Origin of the sequence: Shimia sp. SK013, from assembly GCF_001292625.1 — a bacterium.
Lineage (GTDB): Bacteria > Pseudomonadota > Alphaproteobacteria > Rhodobacterales > Rhodobacteraceae > Shimia.
In genome coordinates, this window is sequence record NZ_LAJH01000021.1 from 252,049 (window position 1) to 275,400 (window position 23,352).

Here is a 23,352-nt window from a genome sequence, read left to right on the forward strand (position 1 = left end):
TTGCAAAAAGTGTGATGCCTTTTGCAGCCCTTTCGGTTGTCTTTTTGGCTCTGGGGTTTTGGGCGAACAGAGATGGATCTGGGTTGCACCACAGAATGACGGCAACTGTGGCCGGCGCGGGGCAAGTGACGTTGATCGTGGCTGCATTTGCCGGCCATCCTTGGCAGATTGATGCGCACATGATCTTTTTTGCCTATATCCCGATTACTGCGGCAATGTTGTGCCCGATTTCGATCTTTACGGCTGCGGTGGTCGCGTTGGTCCATCACCTCGGGCTGACGTTCTTTATGCCCGTCATGGTGTATCCTTCACTGGATTTGGTTGAGAACATACTGCGATCGTTGTTTCACGGGGTCGTAGTGATCGCGGAAACTGGCGCGCTTTATATCGGGGTCAAACGCAATGTGATGCGGATGGAAGACCTCAGCAAAGAGCAAGAGCGACTTTCGGAAGTCATGGCAACATTGTCCGACGAAAAGGTGATCATTGAGTCCAAAGAAAAAGCTGCAAACGAGGTGGTGGAGCGGCTGCATGTTGGCCTGTCTAAGGTTGCGAAAGGCAATTTGGTTGCGAATATCGATGAGCCATTTGCCGACGAATACGAAGATTTGCGGGTGAGCTTTAATGCGGCCATCCAATCGCTGAGCGGCATCATCAGTTCGGTGACCACTGTGTCTAACCAGATCGGGATCGATTCCACAGAATTGGCAGAAGTGTCGGCAAGCGTAGCCACCAGTACCGAAAAACAGGCGGATGCCCTGAGCAGGGTAACTGAGTCGGTAGAGCAGATTGCCGATGGTATGCAGGTGGCCGTCGGCAAAGCGGAGCAAATGCAAGTCCGCTTTGACAGCACCCGCGGTGTGACTGAGACCGGCACGGATGTGGTCCGGCGCGCGGTGGAAACGATGGATGAGATCGAGCAATCGTCCAGCCAGATCGACCACGTTGTTGCATTGATCGAAGACATCGCCTTCCAAACGAACTTGTTGGCGTTGAACGCCGGTGTTGAAGCGGCGCGTGCAGGTGAAGCGGGAGCTGGGTTTGCCATTGTCGCTTCCGAGGTGCGTGCGCTAGCGCACCGGTCTGCTGAGGCCGCGCAGAACATCAACCTGTTGATCTCCAAGAGCAACGAACATGTGGGCGTTGGCGTTTCGCTGGTGCGCGAGGTTGGCACCACGCTGGAGACCATCCTGAGCGAAGTGAACGAGGTCAACGCCTATATCAATGAGATTGCCGAGGTATCGGGACAGCAGGCCGACTCGGTTCAGGACATCCGCGGTTCGATGCAGACCCTCGGTTTAGAAACCCAAGGCAATGCAGCGCGGTCTGAAGAGGCCTCGGCGTCTACGGCCAGCTTGGATGCCTCAGTTGAGAAGCTGGTGGACAGTTTGCGCGGGTTTGTCGTTGAAAAAGGCGGTGCGCAGCCAGCAAAATCCGGTTTCCGGACAACACGCGCTGCGTGAACGGTTTCGGTGGTTGTTGCTGGAATTAGTGATCGCGGCGTGACGTGATCTCGCGTTCCGAAATTGAGAAATTGGCGCTGCCGGAGGAAACTTCGGCGGCGTTTTTTTGGTAGAAGAGTGCTGTTGCTTGGCTCCTTTGAGCCCCAGGTGACAGGCGCAGCAGCACGTTCAAACGGCGGCAATGCGCAGGAAGGAGGCATTGCAAAGTTTCGGGATCGGTGCATCGCTGTCGTTCACAAACTGATCTGACGCCGCGTTCCAATTTCCCTAAAGCGGGCATCGATAGATTGCGCAGCACCCGTCAAAGCAGCCGACTGACTCGCTTGAACGGAACGTCGAGCCATTGGAGGCGGCTGTGCGAACAAAGCGGGCATTGCCTTCATAAGCCTTCAAGCGCGATTTACGCTAATTTAACCTTGTTGGCAGCATTGTGGATCGATTTGATTTCGCGCGAATGGGTCAATAATGAAGTTTACTGACAAGGAACGACCTAACACTTCTTCAGTGCCCGTAGGGTTCAATACCCAAGCGGTGCAAATGGAAGCGTTGGAAAGGGCGACAGGGGCCGGATTTTGGAATCTGGATCTGGTGAATGAGCATCTCGAGTGGAGCCCCAAAACCAAGGAAATCCACGAAGTTCCAGATGATTTCATCCCGGACCTAGACACTGCAATCAATTTCTATGCGCCCGAAGACCGCGATCTTGTCTCTGGCTGGGTCGGCGAAGCGGTGCAATCCGGCAAAGGTTGGGACGCGGAATTGCAGATTATCACGTCTCATGGTGTCCGTAAGTGGGTACGGGCAATTGGCGAACCTGTCTTGTCCGAGAGCCAAATTGTTGGCCTTGCCGGATCGTTTCGAGACATCACCGAAGCAAAGTCGCGAGAAGCTGCTACCAAAAAGCTACTTCTCCAAAAGGAACGCGCGATCACCCAGCTTAGTCAAGTCACCGATGCATTGGACGAAGCGGCAATCGTTACCCGAGCGGATCGCAAAGGTCTGATCACGGAAGTTAACGACCAATTGGTTTCTATATCCGGATACAGCCGAGAAGAACTCATCGGCCAGAACCATCGTATTTTGAATTCTGGGTATCATGACACTAGCTTCTTTGAGAAACTCTGGGCGACGATATCGCGTGGTGAAGTTTGGCGCGGCGAAATCTGTAATAGGAAGAAAAGTGGCGAACTTTACTGGGTCGACACCTTAATTTACCCGGTCTTGGATGAGCGAGGGGTGCCGCAACACTATTTGTCCATTCGATTCGACATCACAGAACGTATTGAAGCTTCTAACCTTGTGACAAACTTCTTTGATTTGTCCCTCGCGCCGCACTGTCTATTGGACCATCGAGGGAGATTGCAGAGGGCCAACAAAGCGTTTTGTGACCTTGTTGGAGGTAAAGAGGAAGACCTTTTAGGAACACATGCCTCTGAGTTCGTTGCCCCTGAAGATTTTGCGAAGGCACAAAAACAATGGGAAACCAGTTTGAGGTGCCGCACGACATTTCCGTTCCGTTTCAGAATTGTCACGCGTTCAGGCGATCTTCGGCACATGGAATGGATGACCAAGCTCGTTGATTCCCTTATGTTTGTTTCGGGGCACGACATCACGATAGAAGTTGAACGACGCGACGCCTTGAAGAGTGCGAAATTGGCTGCGGATGAGGCGAGCAATTCCAAGTCAGCGTTTCTTGCCAATATGAGCCATGAAATTCGTACACCTTTAAACGCAATTATTGGTGTCGCAGATGTCATGACGGGCGACGCCTCGCTTTCTCCAGCAAACTTGAACCTTCTGAAACTGATCCTTGATGCAGGGCATTCGCTCGAGCATCAGCTCACAGACATTTTGGACTTCTCCAAGTTGGAGACTGGAAAACTATCGTTCCAAAACGAGCCATTTTCGGCGGTCGAAGCCATCAAAAGTGCGTTGGATGCGCATTCGACGGCGGCCCGTGAAAAAGGTTTGGAATTCTTGACAAACTTTAAAGAAGTCTCCGCCTGTCAGGTCGTGGGCGATAGCATGCGCGTTCGGCAAATCATCTCAAATTTGGCTTCGAATGCCGTCAAGTTCACCAACAATGGAAAAATCACGGCAGAGATCGAGTGCTTCGCCGAAGAGGAGGATGTTTGTCTTCGGTTCACAATTGAAGACACTGGCGTCGGGTACCCAACATCGATCCAAACCGAGAGTTTTGGGCGTTTTGATCAACAAGGACGTGATGCATCAACCGAGTTCTCCGGCACAGGCCTTGGACTTGCGATCAGCTCATCCATAGCAAAACAAATGGGTGGGCGGCTCCGCGCTGAATCTGAACCTGGGCGTGGCTCAAAGTTTACTTTGGAACTGATCCTGCCAAAGGCGCGGACAGGGGCCAATGAAGGAGGCGGAGAAGTCGGCGCAAGCGTAGATCAGGTAGACTTAAATGGATGCTTGGCCGGAAGAAAGATTTTGGTTGTTGAAGACAACTTAACCAACCAAAAAGTTGTTTCCTTGCTTTTGCGGAAGACTCGGTGCGACATTCAGTTCGCGGAAAATGGTCAAGTCGCCATTGATGCGGTTGCGACATACAAACCTGATGTTGTTCTTATGGATATGATGATGCCGGTGCTGGACGGGATTGAAGCCACAAAAGAGATACGGCGACTTGAGGAAGAGGGTGGGCTTCCCCGAACTCCGATTGTCATGCTTACCGCAAACGCGATGCGAGAACACGTTGATCAGGCGTTGTCAGCTGGATGCGATGGTCATGTGGCAAAGCCTGTACGAGGCAATACTCTACTGCCAAAAATTCTAGACCTGTGCTAAGTCGGACCTATTCGAAGCAAAAAAGTGGTGCCGCCCATGCGAGAGCATCCAAATTCCCTTGGCGGATTTGATTGTTGCAGCGTAACTGTTTCGCACCCGCGAAGAAAGTCCGGTTTCCACCGGCCTAGACAAAGTTGAGCCAATGCTGCGCTCTGCACGAATGACTTGGAAGGGCTGACAGCGGTCATCAGTACCTAAATAAGTAACGCCCGTTCCGTTCCCCCGAACCTGACAGTCCATAAACATGTGGCATGTGAGGTGGCTTTATGCGCGCACCAACCCCGGACAGCAAAAAGCCCCGGCGTTTCCACCGGGGCTTTCTGAATTCGATGTCAGAAGAGTTTAGTCTTCTTTTTTCTCAGCAACGACTTCTTCGCCGGTTTCCTGATCAACAACTTTCATCGACAGGCGCACCTTGCCGCGATCGTCAAAGCCCAAGAGTTTGACTTTCACTTCCTGGCCTTCTTTCAGAACGTCCGAAGGATGGTTCAGGCGGCGGTTCTCGATCTGGGAGACGTGCACCAGACCGTCGCGTTTGCCGAAGAAGTTCACGAAGGCACCGAAGTCGACGATTTTGACAACTTTACCGGTGTAAACTGCGCCTTCTTCAGGCTCTGCCACGATCGAGTGGATCATGTCGTAAGCCTTTTTGATGGCTTCGCCGTTTGGCGATGCAATCTTGATCACGCCTTCGTCGTTGATGTCGACTTTGGCGCCGGACACTTCAACGATTTCACGGATGACCTTGCCGCCGGAACCGATGACTTCACGGATTTTGTCGGTTGGGATGTTCATGGTCTCGATGCGTGGTGCGTGAACCGAGAATTCAGCCGCACCAGTGATCGATTTGTTCATCTCACCAAGGATGTGCATGCGGCCGTCTTTGGCCTGTGCAAGCGCCTTTTCCATGATTTCAGGTGTGATACCTGCGACTTTGATGTCCATCTGCAGCGACGTGATGCCGTTTTCGGTACCTGCCACTTTGAAGTCCATATCGCCGAGGTGGTCTTCGTCACCCAAGATGTCGGACAGGATCGCGTAGGAGCCGTCGTCTTCGAGGATCAAGCCCATGGCAACACCGGCTACGGCGTTCTTCAGAGGCACACCTGCGTCCATCATCGACAGAGAGCCACCACATACGGACGCCATGGAGGACGAGCCGTTGGATTCGGTGATCTCGGAAACGATGCGCACTGTGTAAGGGAAATCGGTGGCAGCTGGCAGAACGGCCTGAAGGGCGCGCCATGCGAGTTTACCGTGACCGATTTCGCGACGGCCGGGAGGGCCCACGCGACCAGCTTCGCCAACCGAGTAGGGAGGGAAGTTGTAGTGCAGCAGGAAGTTGGATTTGAAGTTGCCGTGCAGCGCGTCGATGAATTGCTCATCATCGCCGGTGCCCAAAGTGGTGACAACCAGACCCTGTGTTTCACCGCGGGTGAACAGAGCCGAACCGTGGGTCCGTGGCAGCAGGCCAGTCTGGCATACGATGTCACGGATCTCGTCAGTCTTACGACCGTCGATACGCTTACCGGTTTTGACAACGTCACCGCGCAGGATGCCGCCTTCGAGTTTCTTGAGAGCCGAACCAAGGTTCGCATCTGCAAGCTGCTCTTCGGTGAGGGCTGCTTTGATCGCGTCGCGGGCTGCGGAAACAGCTGCGGTGCGCTCTTGCTTGTCTGTTAGCGCAAATGCAGCGCGCATCTGCTCTTCACCGGCAGCTTTGACGGCCTCGTAGAGGTCGGCATAGTCAGGCGCCTGGAAGTTAAACGGCTCTTTGGCTGCGTCTTCGGCCAGATCAATGATCAGGTCGATGACAGGCTGGATGGCGTCGTGAGCAAACTTAACCGCACCGAGCATTTCTGCTTCGTCCAGTTCGTATGCTTCGGATTCAACCATCATGACAGCGTCTTTGGTGCCGGCGACAACGAGGTCCAGACGCTGGTCTGGGTTGTTGCGCAGGTCCTGCATGTCGTCAACGGTTGGGTTCAAGATGTATTCGCCATCTTCAAAGCCAACACGTGCTGCAGCCACTGGGCCCATGAATGGAGCGCCGGAAATGGTCAGAGCCGCAGAAGCTGCGATCATCGCAACCATGTCGGGGTCGTTAACCAGATCGTGGCTCAGCACGGTGCACATCACCAGGACTTCGTGTTTGAAGCCGGGGACGAACAAGGGGCGAATTGGGCGGTCAATCAAACGTGCTGTCAGCGTCTCTTTTTCAGTGGGACGTGCTTCGCGTTTGAAGAAGCCACCAGGTACTTTACCGGCGGCATAGTATTTTTCTTGGTAGTGAACGGTCAGAGGAAAGAAGTCCTGACCGGGTTTTGGTGCCTTTGCAAAGGTCACAGCAGCCATGACGGATGTTTCGCCCAGAGTGGCGATGACACAGCCGTCAGCCTGACGGGCAATTTTGCCCGTTTCCAGTGTGAGCGTTTCTTCGCCCCACTGCATGGATTTGGTCGATACGTCGAACATTTACGATTCCTAGCTGGGAGCACTCCCAGGCGTATCCCGGGTCTCCCGTTTGAAATGGCGGCCCCATTGCCGCCGACCCCTCTATCCTTGATTTGCAGCGCCGGGGTCAGGACGCAACGTCTCAGATGGAGCGCCCATACCGGAAAACAAGGCGTTTGGAAACCAAATTTCTTGACGAATGACGGGAGCAGTGGCGAATTTTGGCGGCTGATTCCTGCTGGGGAACACATTGTTTCCCAATCAGAGGTAGATTTGGGGCGCAAAAGAGGCGAATGTGTGGCGGTGATCGTGTGGCGGTGGGGGCTGGCTACACGGAGATTTTAGTGCGCCAAAATGGCGCTATGCTGCGAGTTTTATTATGAAAGTTCCCGCTGTCCGTATTCCCGGCACATTGATTCTTGCGCTTTTGATGGGCGCATTTTTGTTTATCGCAGGGTGTTCTGAGCCTGTGACACGCAACACAATTGAAGACATTCCTGTGGCGAACGCGGTCTCAAAGCCAGTCGTTGAGCCGGAGGTGAGCCGCAATGCATCACCGCGTATTCTTGCGATGGGCGACAGCCTGATGGCGTGGCACAACGTGTCTGGCCGCTCGATTGCGCATCACGTTGGCAAGACATTGAATGAACCGGTGGCGAACCATTCCATCAGCGGTGCGCGCATCATCTATAAGCTGCCAATGACCGGAGCGATGGGCATGCGTATTTCCAACCAATATCGCAAAGGCGATTGGGATTGGGTGGTGCTGAACGGTGGTGGCAACGATCTGTGGATGGGCTGCGGCTGTGGCGCTTGTGAGAACCGCATGAACAAGATGATTTCCGAGGATGGCCGCAAGGGTGCGATCCCGCATATGGTCGATAACCTGCGCGGCACAGGTGCCAAGATCGTCTACGTTGGTTATTTGCGCAGCCCGGGCGCGTGGTCGCCGGTCGAGGGGTGCAAACCCGCCGGAGATCGCTTGGAGGCACGTATTGCCAAGCTGGCAGAGATCATGCCCGAGATGCATTTTGTGTCGCTTGACGATCTGGTGCCGTATGGCGACCGCAGCTATCACGGCGCGGACATGATCCACCCGTCGCTGAAAGCAAGTCGCGAGATTGGTCAGCGGGTTGCGGCGGTGATTAAGGCGAACGATGTGATTTGGACGCAATAAGGCTTGCGTTGGGCACGCTTCAGGACTGCGAAAATGCCGCGAGGGCGACCACGATCATCATTGAGGTTGCCATCGCGATATTGATCGCGCGTTGGGTACGTTGGGGCAAATTCATGCGTTTAAGCGTGATGCCGAGCCACAACCATGCGAGGTGAATCGGGATCCATATGGCGTTCATGATCACCAGCTTCAGAGCTATTTCCACTGGCAGATTTTGGGGCATGAACCCGAAGCCGGACATGAGCGCCGTGTTTACGGCATATGCTTTGGGATTAATTGCCTGAAGAGCAACGCCACCTAAAATTCCCGGTGGTGCCTGTCGTTCGATAAACGCGACTTTGCTTCCGGCAAAAGCAATCCGCAGCGCGAGATATCCGAGATAACAGACGGACGCGCCGAAAAGGATCACTCTGAACCGCTCGTCAGCCAGCAAAGCCGCGGTTAGGCCGGTGATCACTGCGGCAAGTACCAGATTGGTGCCAATGAAGAGGCCTGTCACGTAACGCAAGCCTGCTTGCCTGCCAAACGCGGCACCAACGCCAGCCGTCGATAAAACTCCGGGACCGGGCGTGATGATCAGGAAAAAGACGGCGGCAGCAAAGGTTAGCATGTGTGCAGTTTAGATGCGTTCTGGATCTGGTAAAGGCAATCCGACAATAAAAAACGCCCGCTCCAGGGAGCAGGCGTTTTCCGTAATCTGAATGATCGGAGCGTCTTAGCGGCGGATGCCGAGACGTTTGATCAGGTCCTGATAGCGTGCTTCGTCTTTGACCTTGGTGTAGTCCAGCAGCTTACGACGCTGAGCAACCATTTTCAAAAGGCCACGGCGACCGTGGTTGTCTTTTTTGTGGGTCTTGAAGTGCTCGGTCAGGGTGTTGATACGCGAGGTGAGGATAGCAACCTGTACTTCGGGCGAACCAGTGTCGCCTTCTTTGGTTGCGAATTCTTTCATCAAGCGGTTTTTTTCTTCAACTGTGATCGACATCGGGGTCTCCTAATCTAAAGGGTTGAGGGCGCAAGCCGGGATGTCGTCCAGCAAGGTCCATGGAGGTCCACACAGAGATTCCCTGTGCAGACAGGCGATATAGGCCGGTTTTGTCAGAAAGAAAAGGGGTTTGTGTCGTTTAGCCAGTGGCCGTTTGTGCAATCAGGGTGATGTCGCTGACCTCCAACGAGGCGCCGCCGTGCACGATCGCGAGCGCTTCTCCGTCGACGATGACCTCGATCATATCAGGATCGCTGGCGATGGGGCGAATTTCCACGTCCGGTGTATCGGCTTGATTGGGATAGAGCAGAACGAGATTGTCCTCGGCCTGATCGAAATCCATGACCGTGATTGGAGCCTCGGCGGTGCCGTCCAGCATGAAAGTGTCGGCATCCGCTCCGCCGGTCAGAATATCGCCTTTGCCACCGATCAGCGTGTCGTCCCCGCCGCCGCCGTTGAGGTAGTCGACGTCGGGATCAGCGGGGCTGGTGTTGCCAACCACCAAGTCATCGCCCGCGCCACCAAGCAGCGTGTCCGCACCAGCACCGCCGTCAAGCTGATCGTCTTCATAGCCGCCATGCAGCGCATCGTCGCCCGCGCCACCAAGCAGCGTGTCATCGCCAAAGCCACCCACCAAGGAATCTGATCCATCGTCGCCGGATAAATGGTCGTTGTCACCGTGGCCAAACAGCGTGTCGTTGCCGTCCCCTCCGGTCAGGCTGTCGTCGCCATGTTCACCATGCAAGATGTCATTATCCGCGCCGCCTGACAGCGCATCATCACCGTCGGCACCATGCAGTATATCGGCGCCTTCGCCACCTGAGAGAGTGTCATCGCCTGCATAGCCGTTGATCTGATCGTCGCCACCGCCCCCGGTGATGATGTCCTGACCAGGCGTGCCCGACAGAATGTCATAATCACCGCTGCCAATGATGACGTTTGGTTCGGACACATCGGGCGGTTCCGGCGTGTCCGTTGAATCGTCCCCCGGTATATCCGAAGTGACAGGCGTTTCTTCTTCCAGATCATCTGCTTCGGTGTCGAGACTGGCGTCGTCACTGTCGTCAATTCCAACAAACACAGCAGCGCCGGCTATTGCAGCCAGCAAACTCGCAAACATGAGCATCACACAACTCCACTCACCCCGTAGCCATTAGGCCATACATCGGGCGGTTTTCAAAACGCGGATTGGAGAGGTGGTTAATCTGTGGTTTTTGCCAGTTTGGCATGCCGTTCTCGTCAGATATCCCAACGTTCAGGCTGGCAGGCATAGGCTATATACAGAGGGTGGCGCGGGTGGCCGTGTTTGGTCAGACCCAAGTGGTGGATCGGACGGGCGGTCTCGCTTAGCACGTCGCGCATTTGAAATCCCCGGTCCAGATGGTCGCCATGCGCGCCCCATGCGGCGATGATCACATCCGCCCAATCACAGCTTTGTGCGACAACGGCGTCGTTGTCTGGGCCGGCCGGTTCGGGGTGTTTGCGCAGCAGTTTAGGGTCGGTTTCGCGCAAGCCAAAAATGTTCACCGCACGAAAGCCACCAAAACCGAGCGTACGCGCGCGCCGTTCGCAGCGCTCGATTGTCGGGTCATTTTGCCGCTCGGTGGCCTTGGACGGGTTAAGCATGATGAACAGAACCCGCTTGCGGTCATCGTCCCAGACACGGGTGAGGGCATAGCGATAGGTTTCGCAGTCAGAATAGATTGCGGAGGAGGCCGCGTCGTCCTTCTGAAAGTCGCGGGTGATCATGTTTGCGGGCGCACAAAGACCCGACTGGGGTGCAACTCACCTGCTTTGAAGATACCCACAGCGACGGCTTCGCCGTCAAAGCTGGCCCAGCACTCTTCGCCGTATTCGACATCAGAGGCGATCACCATGCCGGGATTGCCGTTGCGCAAGCGGGTGGTGCCTTCGGATGTGGCTTTGACCTCGGGCAAGTCGGCGAGGCCTTCTTCGAGTGGGCGCAAATATTGGTCAAGTTCGGGCTGTTTGGCCATGTCTTCGATTTGCGCGAGCGTCAGGCCGTCGCTGGCATCAAACGGGCCAGACCAGATGCGGCGCAATTCGCGCACATGGCCGTAGCAACCTAGGGCTGCCCCGAGATCACGGGCGATGGAGCGAACATAACCGCCCTTGCCGCAGGTCATTTCCAGCGTCACGTGATCGGCGTCTTCGCGGTCGGTCATCAGCAGTTCTTCGACCCAAAGCGGACGGGCGGCAATTTCGACGTCTTCGCCGTCACGCGCCAGTTTGTAGGCGCGTTGGCCGTCGATTTTCACAGCCGAGAATTTGGGCGGCACCTGCATGATGTCACCAACAAACTGACCCAGCGCGTCTTTGATAGAGTCGTCGTCTGGGCGCTGGTCCGATTGGGCGATGACCTCGCCTTCGGCGTCGTCGGTGTTGGTGGCCTGACCAAGGCGCACGGTGAATGTGTAGGCTTTGAGCGCGTCGGTGATGAAGGGCACGGTCTTGGTGGCTTCGCCCAAGGCAATGGCCAGAACGCCGGTTGCGTCGGGGTCCAGTGTGCCCGCATGGCCCGCCTTTTTGGCGTCAAACGCCCAGCGAACTTTGTTGACGACCGAGGTCGAGGTCATGCCGGCGGGCTTGTCGACGACGAGCCACCCGGAAATGTCGCGGCCTTTGCGTTTGCGTGCCATGATCAGTGCCTTTGAATTCAGGTAAGGGCGGCGGGGTAGCGGATTGATTACGGGCTGTCAATTTGACTCGGCGGGATCATTGAACCACGCCGACAATCGGGCCTAACAGAAATCCGGGGTCATTGCGGTTGATTTGCGGCGCATAGAGCCGGCTGATCTTGCCGTCAAAATAGAGCGCGTTTGGCGTTTGCAGCACGTCACGGAAATAGCGGCCAAATTCATGAAACGACACCGCGTTGCGCGAAATGACGAAATAGGCTGTTTGACCATCGGTTGAGGTACCAACGCCGTTGCGGCGAAATCTGGATGTGCTGTCCACTAGAAAGCGTGGGTGCAATGCGCCGTCGATTACCAGCATCGGGCCGGATTGCGTGGCGTGGTTACAGCTTGGGCTGGTGCGGGCAAATGCCAGCGTTTCGATCACGTCCGCGCGGGCGTCGTTGATGCAAAAGACGCCGTTGGGCAGCAGGCCAAAGTTGCCGTTGGACGCGCCGGTCAGGAGGCGCATTTCCTCGACGCCGTTTTCAACATAGTGGCCGACGGGGCTGCGGTCTGAATGATACATGCCTGCGTTCATGGCGAAGGTCAGGGCTTTGCCGTCGCTCAAAGTGCTTTCCACATCGCGGAATTGACCCAGAATGGCACCCTGATCGTCGCGCAAAAAGAGGCGCAAGTCTTCGGTGGCGACATCAACGGTGCATACGGTATAGCGGTTGGCCTCATACGAGGTGTCCTCACAGGTGACTGCCGTCGCCAGCCCGGGCAGCGCAAGCAGTACCAGGGTTAGGAGGACGCGCATCACGTGTTGTCGGTCTCTGTGCTGTCTGGTTTTTCGATGTCGTGGCGCACCCGCTCGTCATCAAGCATGGCGCGGGTGGCTTCCATCTGGTCATAGGTTTTGTCGATACGGAACCGCAGGTCGGGCGCGTGTTTCAACCCGGCTTTTCTACCAATCACACGGCGCAGCTCACCTTTGTTGCGGGCAAGATAGGCGATGGCCTCTTCTTGTTGGCCGCCACCAAGCGGCAGCACATAGGCGGTCGCGATGGTTAAATCAGGGCTAACGCGCACCTCGCCCACGGTGATCGACAGACGGTTCAGGTCCGGATCATGAATGTCGCCCTTCATCAGGACTTCGGACAGGGTGCGGCGAATAAGTTCGCCGACGCGCAGCATCCGCTGGGAGGGGCCACGGCCCTCGGAATCTCTGTGTTTTGCCATGTCTCCCCACTTAGGCGCTTTGCAGGGCTTTGCCAAGCGGGCAGGCGTTCGTTATGCAGAGGCGCAAACCTATGGAGACCAATATGCAAGACTTGCCGGGAATCGTGATCACTGGGGCCTCTGGCCGGATGGGGCAGATGTTGATCAAAACCGTGATCGGCAGCGACAAAGCCCGTTTGGTTGGTGTCGTAGAGCGCGAAGGTCATGACTGGGTCGGCCGAGATGTTGGTGAGGCGATGGGCGGTGTTGCGTTGGGCGTGACCGTGACGGATCAGCCGCTGGACGCTTTTGCCAAGGCGCAGGCGGTGATTGATTTCACGGCTCCTGCGGCAACTGTGCAGTTTGCCAAACTGGCGGCACAAGCCCGTGCAGTGCATGTGATTGGCACAACCGGAATGACGGAAGAAGACATCGCGCGGCTGGGCCCTTGTGCACGCCACGCAGTGATCGTGAGGGCGGGAAACATGAGCCTTGGAGTCAATCTGTTGACGGTTCTGACCAGGAAGGTCGCCGCAGCGTTGGACGCGGATTTTGACATCGAAATCATTGAGGCGCACCACCACCATAAGGTGGACGCGCCAAGCGGCACCGCGCTGATGTTGGGCGAAGCGGCGGCCGAGGGGCGCGGTGTGTCCTTGGCGGAAGTGTCAGATCGTGGGCGTGACGGCATCACTGGCGCGCGTAAACGTGGTGACATTGGTTTCACCGCCATTCGCGGCGGCGATATTATCGGTGAGCACGACGTTATGTTTGCGGCGGATGGCGAGCAGATTGTTCTGCGCCACAAGGCCACGGACCGCAGCCTGTTTGCCAAAGGCGCCTTGAAGGCGGCACTTTGGGGGCAGGATCAGAAGCCGGGCGAATACGATATGCTGGATGTATTGGGGTTGTGAAAACAGCCTGACCTGACGGGAAATGGTTTGAAAATAGGCGTTTAGGCCTGCTGCGTCAGGGGTTCTTTGCGTTGAGAAACGTTTTTGTTGGCAGGTCGCCGGACTTGTGGTTTTATGCGGCCAGTCAAAAAATGAAATGATCATTCAAGAAAATGAATAGATCAAAAACATAAACAGGGAGATGACAATGAAAACTTTGATGAAATCCGGTCTGTCGGCGCTGGCGCTGACAGCAATGGCAAGCGGCGCATTTGCGGCGGATCTGGGCGCGACAGACGAGCCGATCAAGTTGGCGCTGAACGAATGGACTGGACAGCATGTGACCACCCGTGTCGCAGGCGAAATGCTGAAGGCTGCCGGCTATGAAGTGGAATACGTCACCGCAGGCATGATGAACCAATTTCAGGCGATCGCGGATGGCGACATCCACGCGACGCTGGAAATCTGGTCTTCTAACGTGTCCGACCAATACGCCGTGTTGAAGGATGCAGGCCAGCTGGAAGAGCTGTCTGATCTGGGTCTGAACGCGCGTGAAGGCATTGCCTATCCTGCGCACGTCGCAGATCTGTGCCCAGGCCTGCCTGCTTGGGAAGCGCTGCAAGAGTGTGCGATGAACTTTGCGACCGCTGAAACCCTACCAATGGGTCGTCTTGTGGATTACCCTGCGGATTGGGGCACACCGGGTGCCGACCGTATGACCGGTTTGGATTTGCCATTCAAAGCCGTTCCGGCGGGTTCTGAGGGCGCTTTGATCGCCGAATTGCGCGCGTCTACCGAAAAGAAATCGCCGCTGTTGATCACGTTCTGGCAGCCGCATTGGGCAATGTCAGCCTATGACGTGAAATTTGTCGATCTGCCTGCGGGCGAAGATGCGTGTTTCACCGATCCGGCTTGGGGCCCGAACCCAAATGCGATCAACGACTGTGACTTTGCTGCGAGCCGCATTTTCAAAGCAGGTTGGCCCGGTCTGAAAGACAAATGGCCAGCCGCGCACGAAATCCTTGTGAACTACACTTTGGCGGTCGAAGACCAGCAGCCAATGATGGGTGCCGTGGATGTAAGCGGCGAAGCGGTTGAAGACGTTGTGTCCGCATGGATGGGCGCCAATGAGGCCAAGTGGAAGTCGGTTGTCGACGCCGCAACCAAGTAAGTCTGCATGACCAAGAAAAATAGCACCGCTCCGGCGATAGCCGTCGAAGACCTCTGGCAGGTCTTCGGCGAAAACGCCGCCTCTGTCTTGCGTGACGCACGCGAGGCCGGAGACGATCACGCCGTCGCAGAGACACTCAAAGGAAAGAACCTCATTCCTGCCGTAAGGGCCGCGAATTTTGAGGTGAAATCCGGTGAGCTCTTTGTGATCATGGGTCTTTCGGGATCAGGTAAATCGACTTTGATCCGCTGCATTTCGCGGCTGATTGAGCCGACGGCCGGGTCGGTGCATATTGATGGCGAAGATATTCTGAAGGCGAGCGAAAAGCGCCTGATTGACCTGCGCCGCAACAAATTGGGCATGGTGTTTCAGCACTTTGGCCTGTTCCCGCATATGACTGTGGCCGACAACGTTGGCTTTCCCTTGAAAATGCAAGGCGCTGGCAAGGCGGAACGGCGCAAGCGCGCGTTTGAGGTCTTGGACCTTGTCGGACTGACAGGGCGTGAAGACGCCTATCCCCGCAACCTGTCTGGCGGTCAGCGTCAACGGGTCGGGATCGCCCGTTCGCTTGCTGTTAACCCCGATATTTGGTTTTTGGACGAGCCGTTTTCGGCGCTTGATCCGCTAATCCGTCGCCAGTTGCAGGATGAATTCCTAAACATTCAGGCAACTTTGAAAAAATCGATCGTGTTCATTACGCACGACATCCAAGAGGCGCTGAAGCTGGCGGACCGCATTGCGATTATGCGCGATGGCGAGGTTGTGCAGATCGGTACACCTGAAGATATCGTTTTGCGTCCGGTAGACGACTACGTGCGTGAATTTACCCGCGATGTGCCCAAAGGGCGCCATGCCTGTGTGGAATCCGTGATGCTGGATCAGGTGCCGGAGGCGATGCCGGATGATCCCAAGTTGCGCGTTGGTATGACGCTGAGCACGGCGCTTGAGAAATGCATGGACCTTTATGAGCCGGTGCCGGTTTGGGACGCGGCGGGCAATATGGTGGGTGCGGTGCATCCGGCCGAGCTGGCAGCGGCGTTACACGTGGACGATGGTACCGGAACGGACGGCGAATGACGGCTTTGCAGCATGAAGAGACCGGGCCGGCGCGTGCGTTTAGCCGTGGCGCCAAGGCCGCGTTACTGGTTCTGGCCGTGGGCATCACTTGTCGCCTGTTGGGCGCGCAGTTTGACTGGCTGGTGGGGTGGCCCGATGCGCTGACCGTGCCGATGACCGACTGGGTTGGCGCTGCTGTGGGCTGGTTCTTGAGTGTTTTCAAGCCGATGGCGCGGGCGTTTTCTCAGTTGCTGAGTTACCCGATGGAATGGGTGGGCGCCGCGTTGCGGAGTGCACCCTGGCCATTGGTGGTGGGCGCCGTGACGGCGATTGGTTGGCTTATCGGCGGGTTTCGGCTTGCGGCACTGGGGTTTATTGGCCTCGGATTTGTGGTCATATCTGGCTATTGGATCGAAGGCATGAACACCTTGGCGCTGGTCACAGTGTCTGTTCCTTTGGCTGTTTTTCTGGGTATGGCCATCGGTATTCTGGCCTTTGAGGTGCCGCGCCTGAAGGGGGCGGTAAACGGCCTTTTGGACGTCATGCAAACGGTGCCGGCCTTTGCGTATTTGACGCCGTTGATCGTGCTCTTTGGATTTGGCCCAGTGGTGGGTTTGATCGCATCCGCGATTTATGCCGCGCCACCAATGGCGCGCAACGTCCTGTTGGGGCTGGAGCGGGTGGACGAAGAAATCCGCGAGGCGGCGGTGATGTCGGGTGGCACACGCCGCCAGCAGTTGTTTTTGATAGAGATTCCTGCGGCCAGCCAACAGATCATGGTGGGTTTCAACCAATGCCTGATGGCGGCTTTGTCGATGGTGATCATTGCTGCCGTGATTGGCGGATTTGAAGACATCGGCTGGGAAGTGCTGTTGACCATGCGCAAGGCGCAGTTTGGTCCGGCATTTTTGGCAGGATCCGTAATCGTGGTCTTTGCTGTGGTGATCGACCGTCTGTCGGCAGCTTTGGCCGAACAGAGGGTGGCACAGAGCAAACGCGTGGCGCTTGCGATATTTGCCGTTGGCGCTGCTGTGGCCTTGTGGTCAGTGCTTGCGAATTGGAATCCGAGTGGCGTTGCCATGTTGGATGGTCTGGCGGAAACCGTCGACACCGGTGTCGGAACGTTTACGGCCAACAATGGTGCGGCGCTTGACGCGGTCAAAAACACCTCGATGTTTTACGGGTTACTGCCGCTGCGGATCGGGTTGGCGGACGCGGTGTTGCCGTTCACCTGGGGTTTCAAGTGGACCGCCGCACACAGCATGGGTTTCTTTGCAATCGTTGCCGTTATCAGCGGCGTTTTGGCGCTGCGCGGGCAGGTGACTGCCGGAGCAGTTGTCGCGATTGCGGCGTTGTTTTTGGAGATCGGCGTGGCCCAAGCTCCCTGGCCGCTGGTGGTGATCGGCGCGGCCGCGTTGGGTTGGGTGTCACGGGGTTGGTCTTTGGTGCGGCTGGTGGTGATCCTGTTGGGGCTGATCCTCTTGTCCGGTTTGTGGGAGCGCGCCTTGTTGTCGCTTTACCTTAGCGGTGCCTCAGTGGCAGCCTGTGCCGTAGTGGGCGGCGCCCTTGGGTTCCTCAGCGCGACGAGCACACGGGTCTGGGCGGTTGTGCGCCCGTTCTGCGACATGTTGCAGACAATTCCGATGTTCGTCTTTCTGATTCCGGTTCTGATGTTCTTTCAAATCGGGGAATTCTCGGCCTTTCTGGCGATCTGCATGTATGCCGTGGTGCCGATGATCCGCTACACGCGACAGGGGCTGATTTCGACGCCGGAAGATATGATCGAGGCAGCGACAGCGAGCGGCGCTGGCAAGTGGCAGACGATGATTGAAGTACGCGCGCCTTATGCGGCGCCGACAATCCTGTTGGGTCTGAACCAGACGATTCTTTATGCGTTCGCGATGTTGGTGATCGCGGCTTTGATCGGAACAACGGGATTGGGTCAGTCGATTTATCTGGCGCTTGGCCAGGCGGATGTGGGCCTTGGGGTCACCGCTGGGGCCGCTATGGCGATACTGGCACTGGTCGCTGACCGGCTTGTGCAAGGTTTTGCTGATAAGCGGCGTAAGGCGCTTGGTTTGTAAAAGACAGGCGTTGGGGCTCCCGCCATCTTCGAACTTCTTGCAGAAGACCTGCAGATTTTGGGCGTGGCCCAACGCTTTGTGGCCCGCGTTAGCGGGCCTCAAAGGGACGGGAGACCATCTTTTGTCAAAAATCGATCGCAATGCCTTTTTTCTCCCAATCGCCGTAGCGCACCGGTTCGGGGCCATCCCGGCCGCCAAGTTCCGTGGGGAGGTCTGCTGCCTTTGCTTTGGCGCGGCGTTCTTCGGCCTCGGCCAACGCGCGTTTCGCGGCCTCGGGAATTTCTTTGATCTCTTCGCTGCTCATGGCGGCTCCTGCTGCGTGGGCTTTCATTTGCGATATGGCCTTGTTATACGCCCGGCTTCGGGAACGACAAGGTGTCGCGCTCTCGCATAGCCTGAACTCCACAGGAAAGGTGCTTTATGTCCAAGTCCGGAATGCAGACTCGCCGCAGCGCCGTTTACCTGCTTGACCAAGTGTTGGGCGAGGGGCGGCTGTTGTCCGAAGTGATCGGGTCCGGAGCGCTGGAGCGGCTGGAGCCGGCAGATCGCGCGCGGGCGCAGCGGCTGGCGGTGGACACATTGCGCGGGCTGGAGCGGGCCGACCGGGTCTTGCAAAAGCACCTGAAGAAAACACCCGCCCTTACGGTGCACAACGTGCTGCGCGTGGGAACGATTGAGTTGTGTCAGGGCGGCGCGGCGCATGGTGTTGTGAACGACGCGGTTGAGATCGTTGCGAAAAACAAACACACGGCGGGCATGAAGGGGCTTGTGAACGCGGTGTTGCGCAAGGTGGATGCCAGCGGGCAAGCCGAGTGGGACAAGTTGCGCATTCCGCGTTTGCCAAAGTGGCTGCGCAAGCCTTTGACGCAAGCCTATGACAGCGAGGTTATGCTGGGAATCGAGGCTGCACATTATGCCGGAGCACCGTTGGATTTGACCCCAAAGGCGGATGCTGCGGCTTTGGCGACGGCGGTCGATGGCGCGCTTTTGCCAACCGGGTCGGTACGTGTGCCATCCGGTCAGCAAGTGTCAGCGTTGCCGGGGTATGCGGCGGGCGATTGGTGGGTGCAGGATGCGGCGGCGGCCTTACCTGCGAAAATCCTCGACGTGCAGCCAGGAGAAAAAGTGCTGGATCTGTGCGCGGCACCCGGCGGCAAGACCATGCAGATGGCGGCGGCTGGCGCGAACGTGACGGCAGTGGATGACAACCCGTCGCGGATGGCGCGGGTTGAAGAGAATCTCAAGAGGACCGGCCTTAGCGCGACGTTGGTGGTCGGCGATGCAATGGCGCAGGAAGGCGAATATGACGCCATTTTGCTGGATGCACCGTGTTCTGCGACTGGTACGATGCGGCGTCATCCCGATTTGCCGTTTGCCAAAGACGGCAGCGAGTTTGGCGATTTGATCGGGTTGCAGGAGGTGTTTCTGGATCACGCCTTGGGGCTTTTGAAACCCGGCGGGCGGTTGGTTTTTTGCACCTGCTCGTTGTTGCCTGATGAGGGCGAAGTGCAAGTGGAAGAGGCTGTGACGCGCTGGGCTGGTGTACACGTGGATCGGGAGGCCGTCTTGGTTGACGGCGTTGATCCGGCTTGGGTGACTGAAGAAGGCGGCTTGCGGCTGCGGCCAGATTTTTGGGCAGATCGCGGCGGTATGGACGGGTTTTATATGGCGCTGTTGCGCAAGGCATAAAGCCGCGCAATGTGCGGCTTGCATGTTTCCGGATCAGACCGTTCCATTAACCCAAACTAGGGTACACTCGGGTCACCCTATTTGAATCGGTGACTCGCGCGGATAACCCCGTTACACTCTGCGCAAACGCCAAAGAGCGTAGAGGCAGAGAGTGGATGTCCAACCCTAATGGAATACCGGCGCGTTATACGCGGCTGATGCACCGCGTTCATGCGCGGATCAGTACGATGGCCAGTCCGGCCACCGGTTTCACATCTATGCCGGAACCCCGCACCATTGGGCAATATGCCCGTGGCAAACAGCTTGTGGCTGGCAATTTTTTGTTTGCTGGGCATTTGTTAACGGCGCCCAATACATCGATGTGGGATCTGCGTCCCCCTGACGACGTGTTTGCGCAAGAGTTGCACGGCTTTGCCTGGTTGGATGATCTGGCTGCTGTTGGTGACGGGGTGGCACGGGACGAGGCACAGGATTGGGTTTGGGGGTGGATCGAACAGTCCGGCCGCGGACGAGGTCCTGGTTGGACGCCGGACCTGACCGGGCGCAGGTTGATCAGGTGGATCAGTCACGCGTTGTTTCTTTTGCGCGCGCGGGACGCTGCGCAGTCCGAAGCGTTCTTTCAGTCGTTGGCACAACAGACCATTTTCCTCAGTCGCCGTTGGCGCAAAAGCCTGCCGGGGTTGGAGCGGTTTGAGGCCCTGACCGGTCTGATCTATGCGGGGCTGGCTCTGGAAGGGATGTCACAGCACGTGGCGCCAGCAGTCAAAGCATTGGACAAGGAATGCCGCAACCAAGTGGACACGCAGGGCGGCATTTCCACGCGCAACCCTGAAGAATTGTTGGAAGTTTTTACCCTGCTCACATGGGCGGCAACTGCGTTGACCGAGGCCGGCCACGCGCCTTCGGATGCGCATGTCGGGGCGATTGAACGCGTTGCACCCACTTTGCGCACATTGCGTCATGCTGACGGCGGATTGGCACGGTTTCACGGCGGGGGTCGCGGTATCGACGGGCGATTGGATCACGCGTTGGCCGAAAGTCGGGTAAAGACACGTCAGGCGGACGGATTGGCCATGGGATATGCACGGCTGAGCGCCGGGCGTACCAGCGTTGTGGTGGATGCCAGTTTGCCACCCGCTGGAGAAAGTTCAATCAATGCCCACGCGTCCACATTGGCGTTTGAGTTAACCAGCGGGCGGCGGCCGGTCGTTGTGAATTGCGGATCGGGGTCCAGCCTTGGCGAAGATTGGCGACGGTTTGGCCGCGCGACACCGTCTCATTCGGCCCTGACGTTGGACGAATTGTCGAGTTCGCGTTTGGGCAAGCTGGGCAAAGGCTGGCGAGAAGAGCAATTGGTCGAAGGCCCCAAAGATGTTCCCATCGAGGTGACGCAAGTGCCTGACGGGATCAAGTTTCAGGGCGGCCACGACGGGTATCGTGAGACACATGGATTGACGCATGCGCGCACTCTTGAGTTGACGTTTGACGGGCGCGGCATGGCAGGTGAGGACCTGGTGGTCGCGCTGGAGGACAGCGACAAGCGCAAGTTTGACAAGATGATGGATCAGAAGGCGCTGCAGGGAATACCCTATGACATCGCCTTTCATCTGCATCCGGAGGCGGATGCGTCGCTTGATATGGGCGGCGCGGCTGTGTCGATCGCGCTCAAAAGTGGTGAAGTCTGGGTGTTCCGGCACGATGGCGCCGCTAAAATGGAGCTTGTAGCCAGTGTTTTTCTGGAAAAAGGTCGCATAAAGCCGCGCGCGACAAAACAGATCGTTCTATCTGGCGTCGCAATGCAGTATGGGACGCGCATCCGGTGGTCTTTGAGCAAAGCGCATGAGACTGGTGTGGCGATCAGGGACCTGAACCGGGATGAGATGGATTTGTAACCTAAGCCCGAGGACTCCTGCGCCCCATGACCGATCTGCACCCCATTCGCCGCGCCCTGATTTCTGTATCTGACAAGACTGGATTGATCGACCTTGCCAAAGCGTTGAGCGCGCGTGGCGTCGAACTTCTGTCGACCGGGGGGAGTGCAAAAGCGATGCGCGACGCGGGTCTTGAGGTCAAAGACGTCTCTGAAGTCACCGGCTTTCCGGAAATGATGGACGGCCGCGTCAAGACGCTTCACCCCAAGGTGCACGGTGGTTTGCTGGCGCTGCGCGACAATGCGGACCACGTGGCGGCGATGAATGAACATGACATTGCTGGCATCGATTTGCTGGTGGTGAACCTGTATCCGTTTGAGGCGACAGTGGCGGCGGGCGCCGATTATGACACTTGCATCGAGAACATCGACATTGGCGGTCCTGCGATGATCCGAGCGGCGTCCAAGAACGCGGCGTTCGTGAATGTAGTCGTCGACGTGGAAGATTACGACACACTGTTGGCCGACATGGAGCAGCACGACGGCGCGACTTGTCCGAAATTTCGCCGCAAGCTGAGCCAAAAGGCCTATGCCCGTACAGCGGCTTATGACGCGGCTGTATCCACATGGATGGCTGAGCAGCTTGAACTGGAGGCGCCCAAGCGTCGTGCCTTTGCCGGCGGGTTGAAGCAGACATTGCGGTACGGCGAAAACAGCCACCAGAAAGCGGCGTTCTACACCGATGGTTCCGGCCGCGCGGGTGTGGCCACGGCGACGCAACTTCAAGGCAAAGAGCTGTCTTACAACAACATCAACGACACAGATGCGGCGTTTGAACTGGTCAGCGAATTTGATCCTGCCAACGGCCCTGCCGTGGCGATCATCAAACACGCCAACCCTTGCGGTGTGGCTGTGGGCGCGACGTTGGTGGAGGCGTATCAGAAAGCATTTGATTGCGACCGCACCTCTGCCTTTGGCGGTATTGTGGCGCTGAACCAACCACTGGACGCGGAAACCGCCAGCAAGATCGTCGAGATCTTCACCGAGGTTGTCATTGCGCCGGGTGCGTCTGAGGACGCCAAGGAAATCTTTTCTGGCAAGAAAAACCTACGCCTTCTGTTGACCGATGGTTTGCCAGATCCCCGCGCGCCGATCACGGCCTATAAGCAGGTGGCCGGTGGTTTGCTGGTGCAGGACAAAGACGTTGGCTCCGTGGCGATGGATGAGCTTAAGGTTGTGACCAAAGTTGCGCCGACAGACGCGCAGATGGCCGATCTGTTGTTTGCCTGGAAGGTTGCGAAGCACGTGAAGTCCAACGCGATTGTTTATGTAAAAGGCGGCGCGACTGTGGGCGTCGGAGCGGGCCAGATGAGCCGTTTGGACAGTGCCAATGTGGCCGCGTCCAAGTCGCAACGCATGGCGGATGCACTGGAACTGGACGAAAGCCCAGCAAAAGGGTCGGCTGTGGCGTCTGACGCGTTCTTCCCCTTCGCGGACGGCCTTTTGGAAGCAGCGGCGGCGGGTGGCACATGTGTGATCCAGCCTGGTGGTTCGATGCGCGACGAAGAGGTCATCAAGGCAGCGGATGACGCTGGTTTGGCTATGGTCTTTACAGGCATGCGCCACTTCCGCCACTGACGCCAAAAGAAATATGGTTCCGTCCGCGCACCGCGAGTGGCCGGGATCGAAATCTGCCGCAGATAGGGAGAGCCGGCCGGAATGGCCAATTTCCTTGTTGTAAAGCGCAGATAGGCGTACGATGGCGCCAACAATGACCGCGATAAACACGAACACGAAGAAGCGCGGCACTGAGGCAGACAGGCAGACGAAGGAGACGCG

At 57.0% G+C, this 23,352-nt stretch carries 19 protein-coding genes; 10 read left to right on the plus strand and 9 right to left on the minus strand.

Going from position 1 to position 23,352, the window contains the following annotated elements:
- Positions 1 to 95: 95 nt before the first annotated feature.
- Both SHIM_RS17105 and SHIM_RS17110 read left to right on the plus strand, forming a co-directional pair.
- Positions 96 to 1,463, plus strand: coding sequence for a methyl-accepting chemotaxis protein (locus SHIM_RS17105; RefSeq protein WP_193749951.1), 1,368 nt, complete (start codon positions 96 to 98; stop codon positions 1,461 to 1,463).
- Positions 1,464 to 1,928: 465 nt separating this feature from the next.
- A complete protein-coding gene (locus SHIM_RS17110) occupies positions 1,929 to 4,274 on the plus strand; it encodes a PAS domain-containing hybrid sensor histidine kinase/response regulator (protein ID WP_082358444.1) in 2,346 nt (781 codons plus the stop codon).
- A 342-nt stretch (positions 4,275 to 4,616) separates the two neighbouring features.
- Here the strand turns inward: SHIM_RS17110 and pnp are convergent, their stop codons facing one another.
- A complete protein-coding gene (pnp, locus tag SHIM_RS17115) occupies positions 4,617 to 6,749 on the minus strand; it encodes a polyribonucleotide nucleotidyltransferase (protein WP_054003878.1) in 2,133 nt (710 codons plus the stop codon).
- Between the two features lie 358 nt (positions 6,750 to 7,107).
- On the opposite strand from pnp, the gene SHIM_RS17120 reads away from it, so the two are divergent.
- Entirely contained in the window at positions 7,108 to 7,905 is a 798-nt protein-coding gene (locus SHIM_RS17120) for an SGNH/GDSL hydrolase family protein (protein WP_241488914.1), read from the plus strand.
- 19 nt (positions 7,906 to 7,924) lie between these two features.
- On the opposite strand, the gene SHIM_RS17125 is transcribed toward SHIM_RS17120, so the two are convergent.
- The 7 genes from SHIM_RS17125 to rbfA all read right to left on the minus strand — a co-directional run bounded on the left by SHIM_RS17125 (position 7,925) and on the right by rbfA (position 12,771).
- Positions 7,925 to 8,515, minus strand: coding sequence for a LysE family translocator (locus SHIM_RS17125; RefSeq protein ID WP_054003879.1), 591 nt, complete (start codon positions 8,513 to 8,515; stop codon positions 7,925 to 7,927).
- A gap of 105 nt (positions 8,516 to 8,620) precedes the next feature.
- Positions 8,621 to 8,890, minus strand: coding sequence for a 30S ribosomal protein S15 (rpsO, locus tag SHIM_RS17130; protein ID WP_054003880.1), 270 nt, complete (start codon positions 8,888 to 8,890; stop codon positions 8,621 to 8,623).
- A 139-nt stretch (positions 8,891 to 9,029) separates the two neighbouring features.
- Positions 9,030 to 10,016 carry a calcium-binding protein gene (locus SHIM_RS17135; protein ID WP_054003881.1) on the minus strand — a complete coding sequence of 329 codons (987 nt, stop codon included), beginning with the start codon at positions 10,014 to 10,016 and terminating at the stop codon, positions 9,030 to 9,032.
- Positions 10,017 to 10,129: 113 nt separating this feature from the next.
- Positions 10,130 to 10,639 (minus strand): DUF1643 domain-containing protein, encoded by a 510-nt coding sequence (locus SHIM_RS17140; protein WP_054003882.1) that lies wholly within the window; start codon positions 10,637 to 10,639, stop codon positions 10,130 to 10,132.
- Entirely contained in the window at positions 10,636 to 11,550 is a 915-nt protein-coding gene (gene truB / locus SHIM_RS17145; RefSeq protein WP_054003883.1) for a tRNA pseudouridine(55) synthase TruB, read from the minus strand. The genes SHIM_RS17140 and truB overlap by 4 nt, the downstream gene beginning before the upstream one ends.
- Before the next feature lie 76 nt (positions 11,551 to 11,626).
- On the minus strand, positions 11,627 to 12,349 hold the full coding sequence (locus tag SHIM_RS17150; protein ID WP_054003884.1) for a phosphodiester glycosidase family protein: 723 nt from the start codon (positions 12,347 to 12,349) through the stop codon (positions 11,627 to 11,629).
- Complete coding sequence (rbfA, locus tag SHIM_RS17155; RefSeq protein WP_054003885.1) at positions 12,349 to 12,771, minus strand: 30S ribosome-binding factor RbfA; 423 nt, start codon at positions 12,769 to 12,771, stop codon at positions 12,349 to 12,351. Before rbfA ends, SHIM_RS17150 begins: the two co-directional genes overlap by 1 nt.
- Positions 12,772 to 12,854: 83 nt before the next feature.
- Here rbfA and dapB point away from each other — a divergent pair, with 83 nt between their 5' ends.
- From dapB to SHIM_RS17175, 4 genes are all read left to right on the plus strand, one after another.
- The gene (gene dapB, locus SHIM_RS17160; RefSeq protein WP_054003984.1) at positions 12,855 to 13,664 is read left to right on the plus strand and encodes a 4-hydroxy-tetrahydrodipicolinate reductase; all 810 of its coding nucleotides are present in this window, start codon (positions 12,855 to 12,857) and stop codon (positions 13,662 to 13,664) included.
- A 187-nt stretch (positions 13,665 to 13,851) separates the two neighbouring features.
- On the plus strand, positions 13,852 to 14,814 hold the full coding sequence (locus SHIM_RS17165) for an ABC transporter substrate-binding protein (RefSeq protein WP_446740610.1): 963 nt from the start codon (positions 13,852 to 13,854) through the stop codon (positions 14,812 to 14,814).
- Between the two features lie 6 nt (positions 14,815 to 14,820).
- A complete protein-coding gene (locus SHIM_RS17170; protein ID WP_054003886.1) occupies positions 14,821 to 15,891 on the plus strand; it encodes a quaternary amine ABC transporter ATP-binding protein in 1,071 nt (356 codons plus the stop codon).
- The gene (locus SHIM_RS17175; protein ID WP_054003887.1) at positions 15,888 to 17,954 is read left to right on the plus strand and encodes an ABC transporter permease; all 2,067 of its coding nucleotides are present in this window, start codon (positions 15,888 to 15,890) and stop codon (positions 17,952 to 17,954) included. The genes SHIM_RS17170 and SHIM_RS17175 overlap by 4 nt, the downstream gene beginning before the upstream one ends.
- 124 nt (positions 17,955 to 18,078) lie before the next feature.
- Here SHIM_RS17175 and SHIM_RS17180 read toward each other — a convergent pair whose 3' ends face one another.
- Positions 18,079 to 18,258, minus strand: a complete 180-nt coding sequence (locus SHIM_RS17180) for a DUF1674 domain-containing protein (protein ID WP_082358457.1) — start codon at positions 18,256 to 18,258, stop codon at positions 18,079 to 18,081.
- 116 nt (positions 18,259 to 18,374) lie between these two features.
- Here SHIM_RS17180 and SHIM_RS17185 point away from each other — a divergent pair, with 116 nt between their 5' ends.
- The 3 genes from SHIM_RS17185 (at position 18,375) to purH (ending at position 23,151) form a co-directional block, all read left to right on the plus strand.
- Positions 18,375 to 19,643, plus strand: a complete 1,269-nt coding sequence (locus SHIM_RS17185) for an RsmB/NOP family class I SAM-dependent RNA methyltransferase (RefSeq protein WP_054003888.1) — start codon at positions 18,375 to 18,377, stop codon at positions 19,641 to 19,643.
- Positions 19,644 to 19,840: 197 nt separating this feature from the next.
- Positions 19,841 to 21,535, plus strand: a complete 1,695-nt coding sequence (locus SHIM_RS17190) for a heparinase II/III family protein (protein WP_152926585.1) — start codon at positions 19,841 to 19,843, stop codon at positions 21,533 to 21,535.
- Between the two features lie 26 nt (positions 21,536 to 21,561).
- Positions 21,562 to 23,151, plus strand: a complete 1,590-nt coding sequence (purH, locus tag SHIM_RS17195; RefSeq protein ID WP_054003890.1) for a bifunctional phosphoribosylaminoimidazolecarboxamide formyltransferase/IMP cyclohydrolase — start codon at positions 21,562 to 21,564, stop codon at positions 23,149 to 23,151.
- Positions 23,152 to 23,352 lie beyond the last annotated feature (201 nt).

Coding starts and splice junctions, on each gene's coding strand:
- SHIM_RS17105 (WP_193749951.1), top strand. CDS start 96: ATGACGGCAACTGTGGCCGGCGCGGGGCAAGTGACGTTGATCGTGGCT.
- SHIM_RS17110 (WP_082358444.1), top strand. CDS start 1,929: ATGAAGTTTACTGACAAGGAACGACCTAACACTTCTTCAGTGCCCGTA.
- pnp (WP_054003878.1), bottom strand. CDS start 6,749: ATGTTCGACGTATCGACCAAATCCATGCAGTGGGGCGAAGAAACGCTC.
- SHIM_RS17120 (WP_241488914.1), top strand. CDS start 7,108: ATGAAAGTTCCCGCTGTCCGTATTCCCGGCACATTGATTCTTGCGCTT.
- SHIM_RS17125 (WP_054003879.1), bottom strand. CDS start 8,515: ATGCTAACCTTTGCTGCCGCCGTCTTTTTCCTGATCATCACGCCCGGT.
- rpsO (WP_054003880.1), bottom strand. CDS start 8,890: ATGTCGATCACAGTTGAAGAAAAAAACCGCTTGATGAAAGAATTCGCA.
- SHIM_RS17135 (WP_054003881.1), bottom strand. CDS start 10,016: ATGCTCATGTTTGCGAGTTTGCTGGCTGCAATAGCCGGCGCTGCTGTG.
- SHIM_RS17140 (WP_054003882.1), bottom strand. CDS start 10,639: ATGATCACCCGCGACTTTCAGAAGGACGACGCGGCCTCCTCCGCAATC.
- truB (WP_054003883.1), bottom strand. CDS start 11,550: ATGGCACGCAAACGCAAAGGCCGCGACATTTCCGGGTGGCTCGTCGTC.
- SHIM_RS17150 (WP_054003884.1), bottom strand. CDS start 12,349: ATGCGCGTCCTCCTAACCCTGGTACTGCTTGCGCTGCCCGGGCTGGCG.
- rbfA (WP_054003885.1), bottom strand. CDS start 12,771: ATGGCAAAACACAGAGATTCCGAGGGCCGTGGCCCCTCCCAGCGGATG.
- dapB (WP_054003984.1), top strand. CDS start 12,855: ATGCAAGACTTGCCGGGAATCGTGATCACTGGGGCCTCTGGCCGGATG.
- SHIM_RS17165 (WP_446740610.1), top strand. CDS start 13,852: ATGAAAACTTTGATGAAATCCGGTCTGTCGGCGCTGGCGCTGACAGCA.
- SHIM_RS17170 (WP_054003886.1), top strand. CDS start 14,821: ATGACCAAGAAAAATAGCACCGCTCCGGCGATAGCCGTCGAAGACCTC.
- SHIM_RS17175 (WP_054003887.1), top strand. CDS start 15,888: ATGACGGCTTTGCAGCATGAAGAGACCGGGCCGGCGCGTGCGTTTAGC.
- SHIM_RS17180 (WP_082358457.1), bottom strand. CDS start 18,258: ATGAGCAGCGAAGAGATCAAAGAAATTCCCGAGGCCGCGAAACGCGCG.
- SHIM_RS17185 (WP_054003888.1), top strand. CDS start 18,375: ATGTCCAAGTCCGGAATGCAGACTCGCCGCAGCGCCGTTTACCTGCTT.
- SHIM_RS17190 (WP_152926585.1), top strand. CDS start 19,841: ATGCACCGCGTTCATGCGCGGATCAGTACGATGGCCAGTCCGGCCACC.
- purH (WP_054003890.1), top strand. CDS start 21,562: ATGACCGATCTGCACCCCATTCGCCGCGCCCTGATTTCTGTATCTGAC.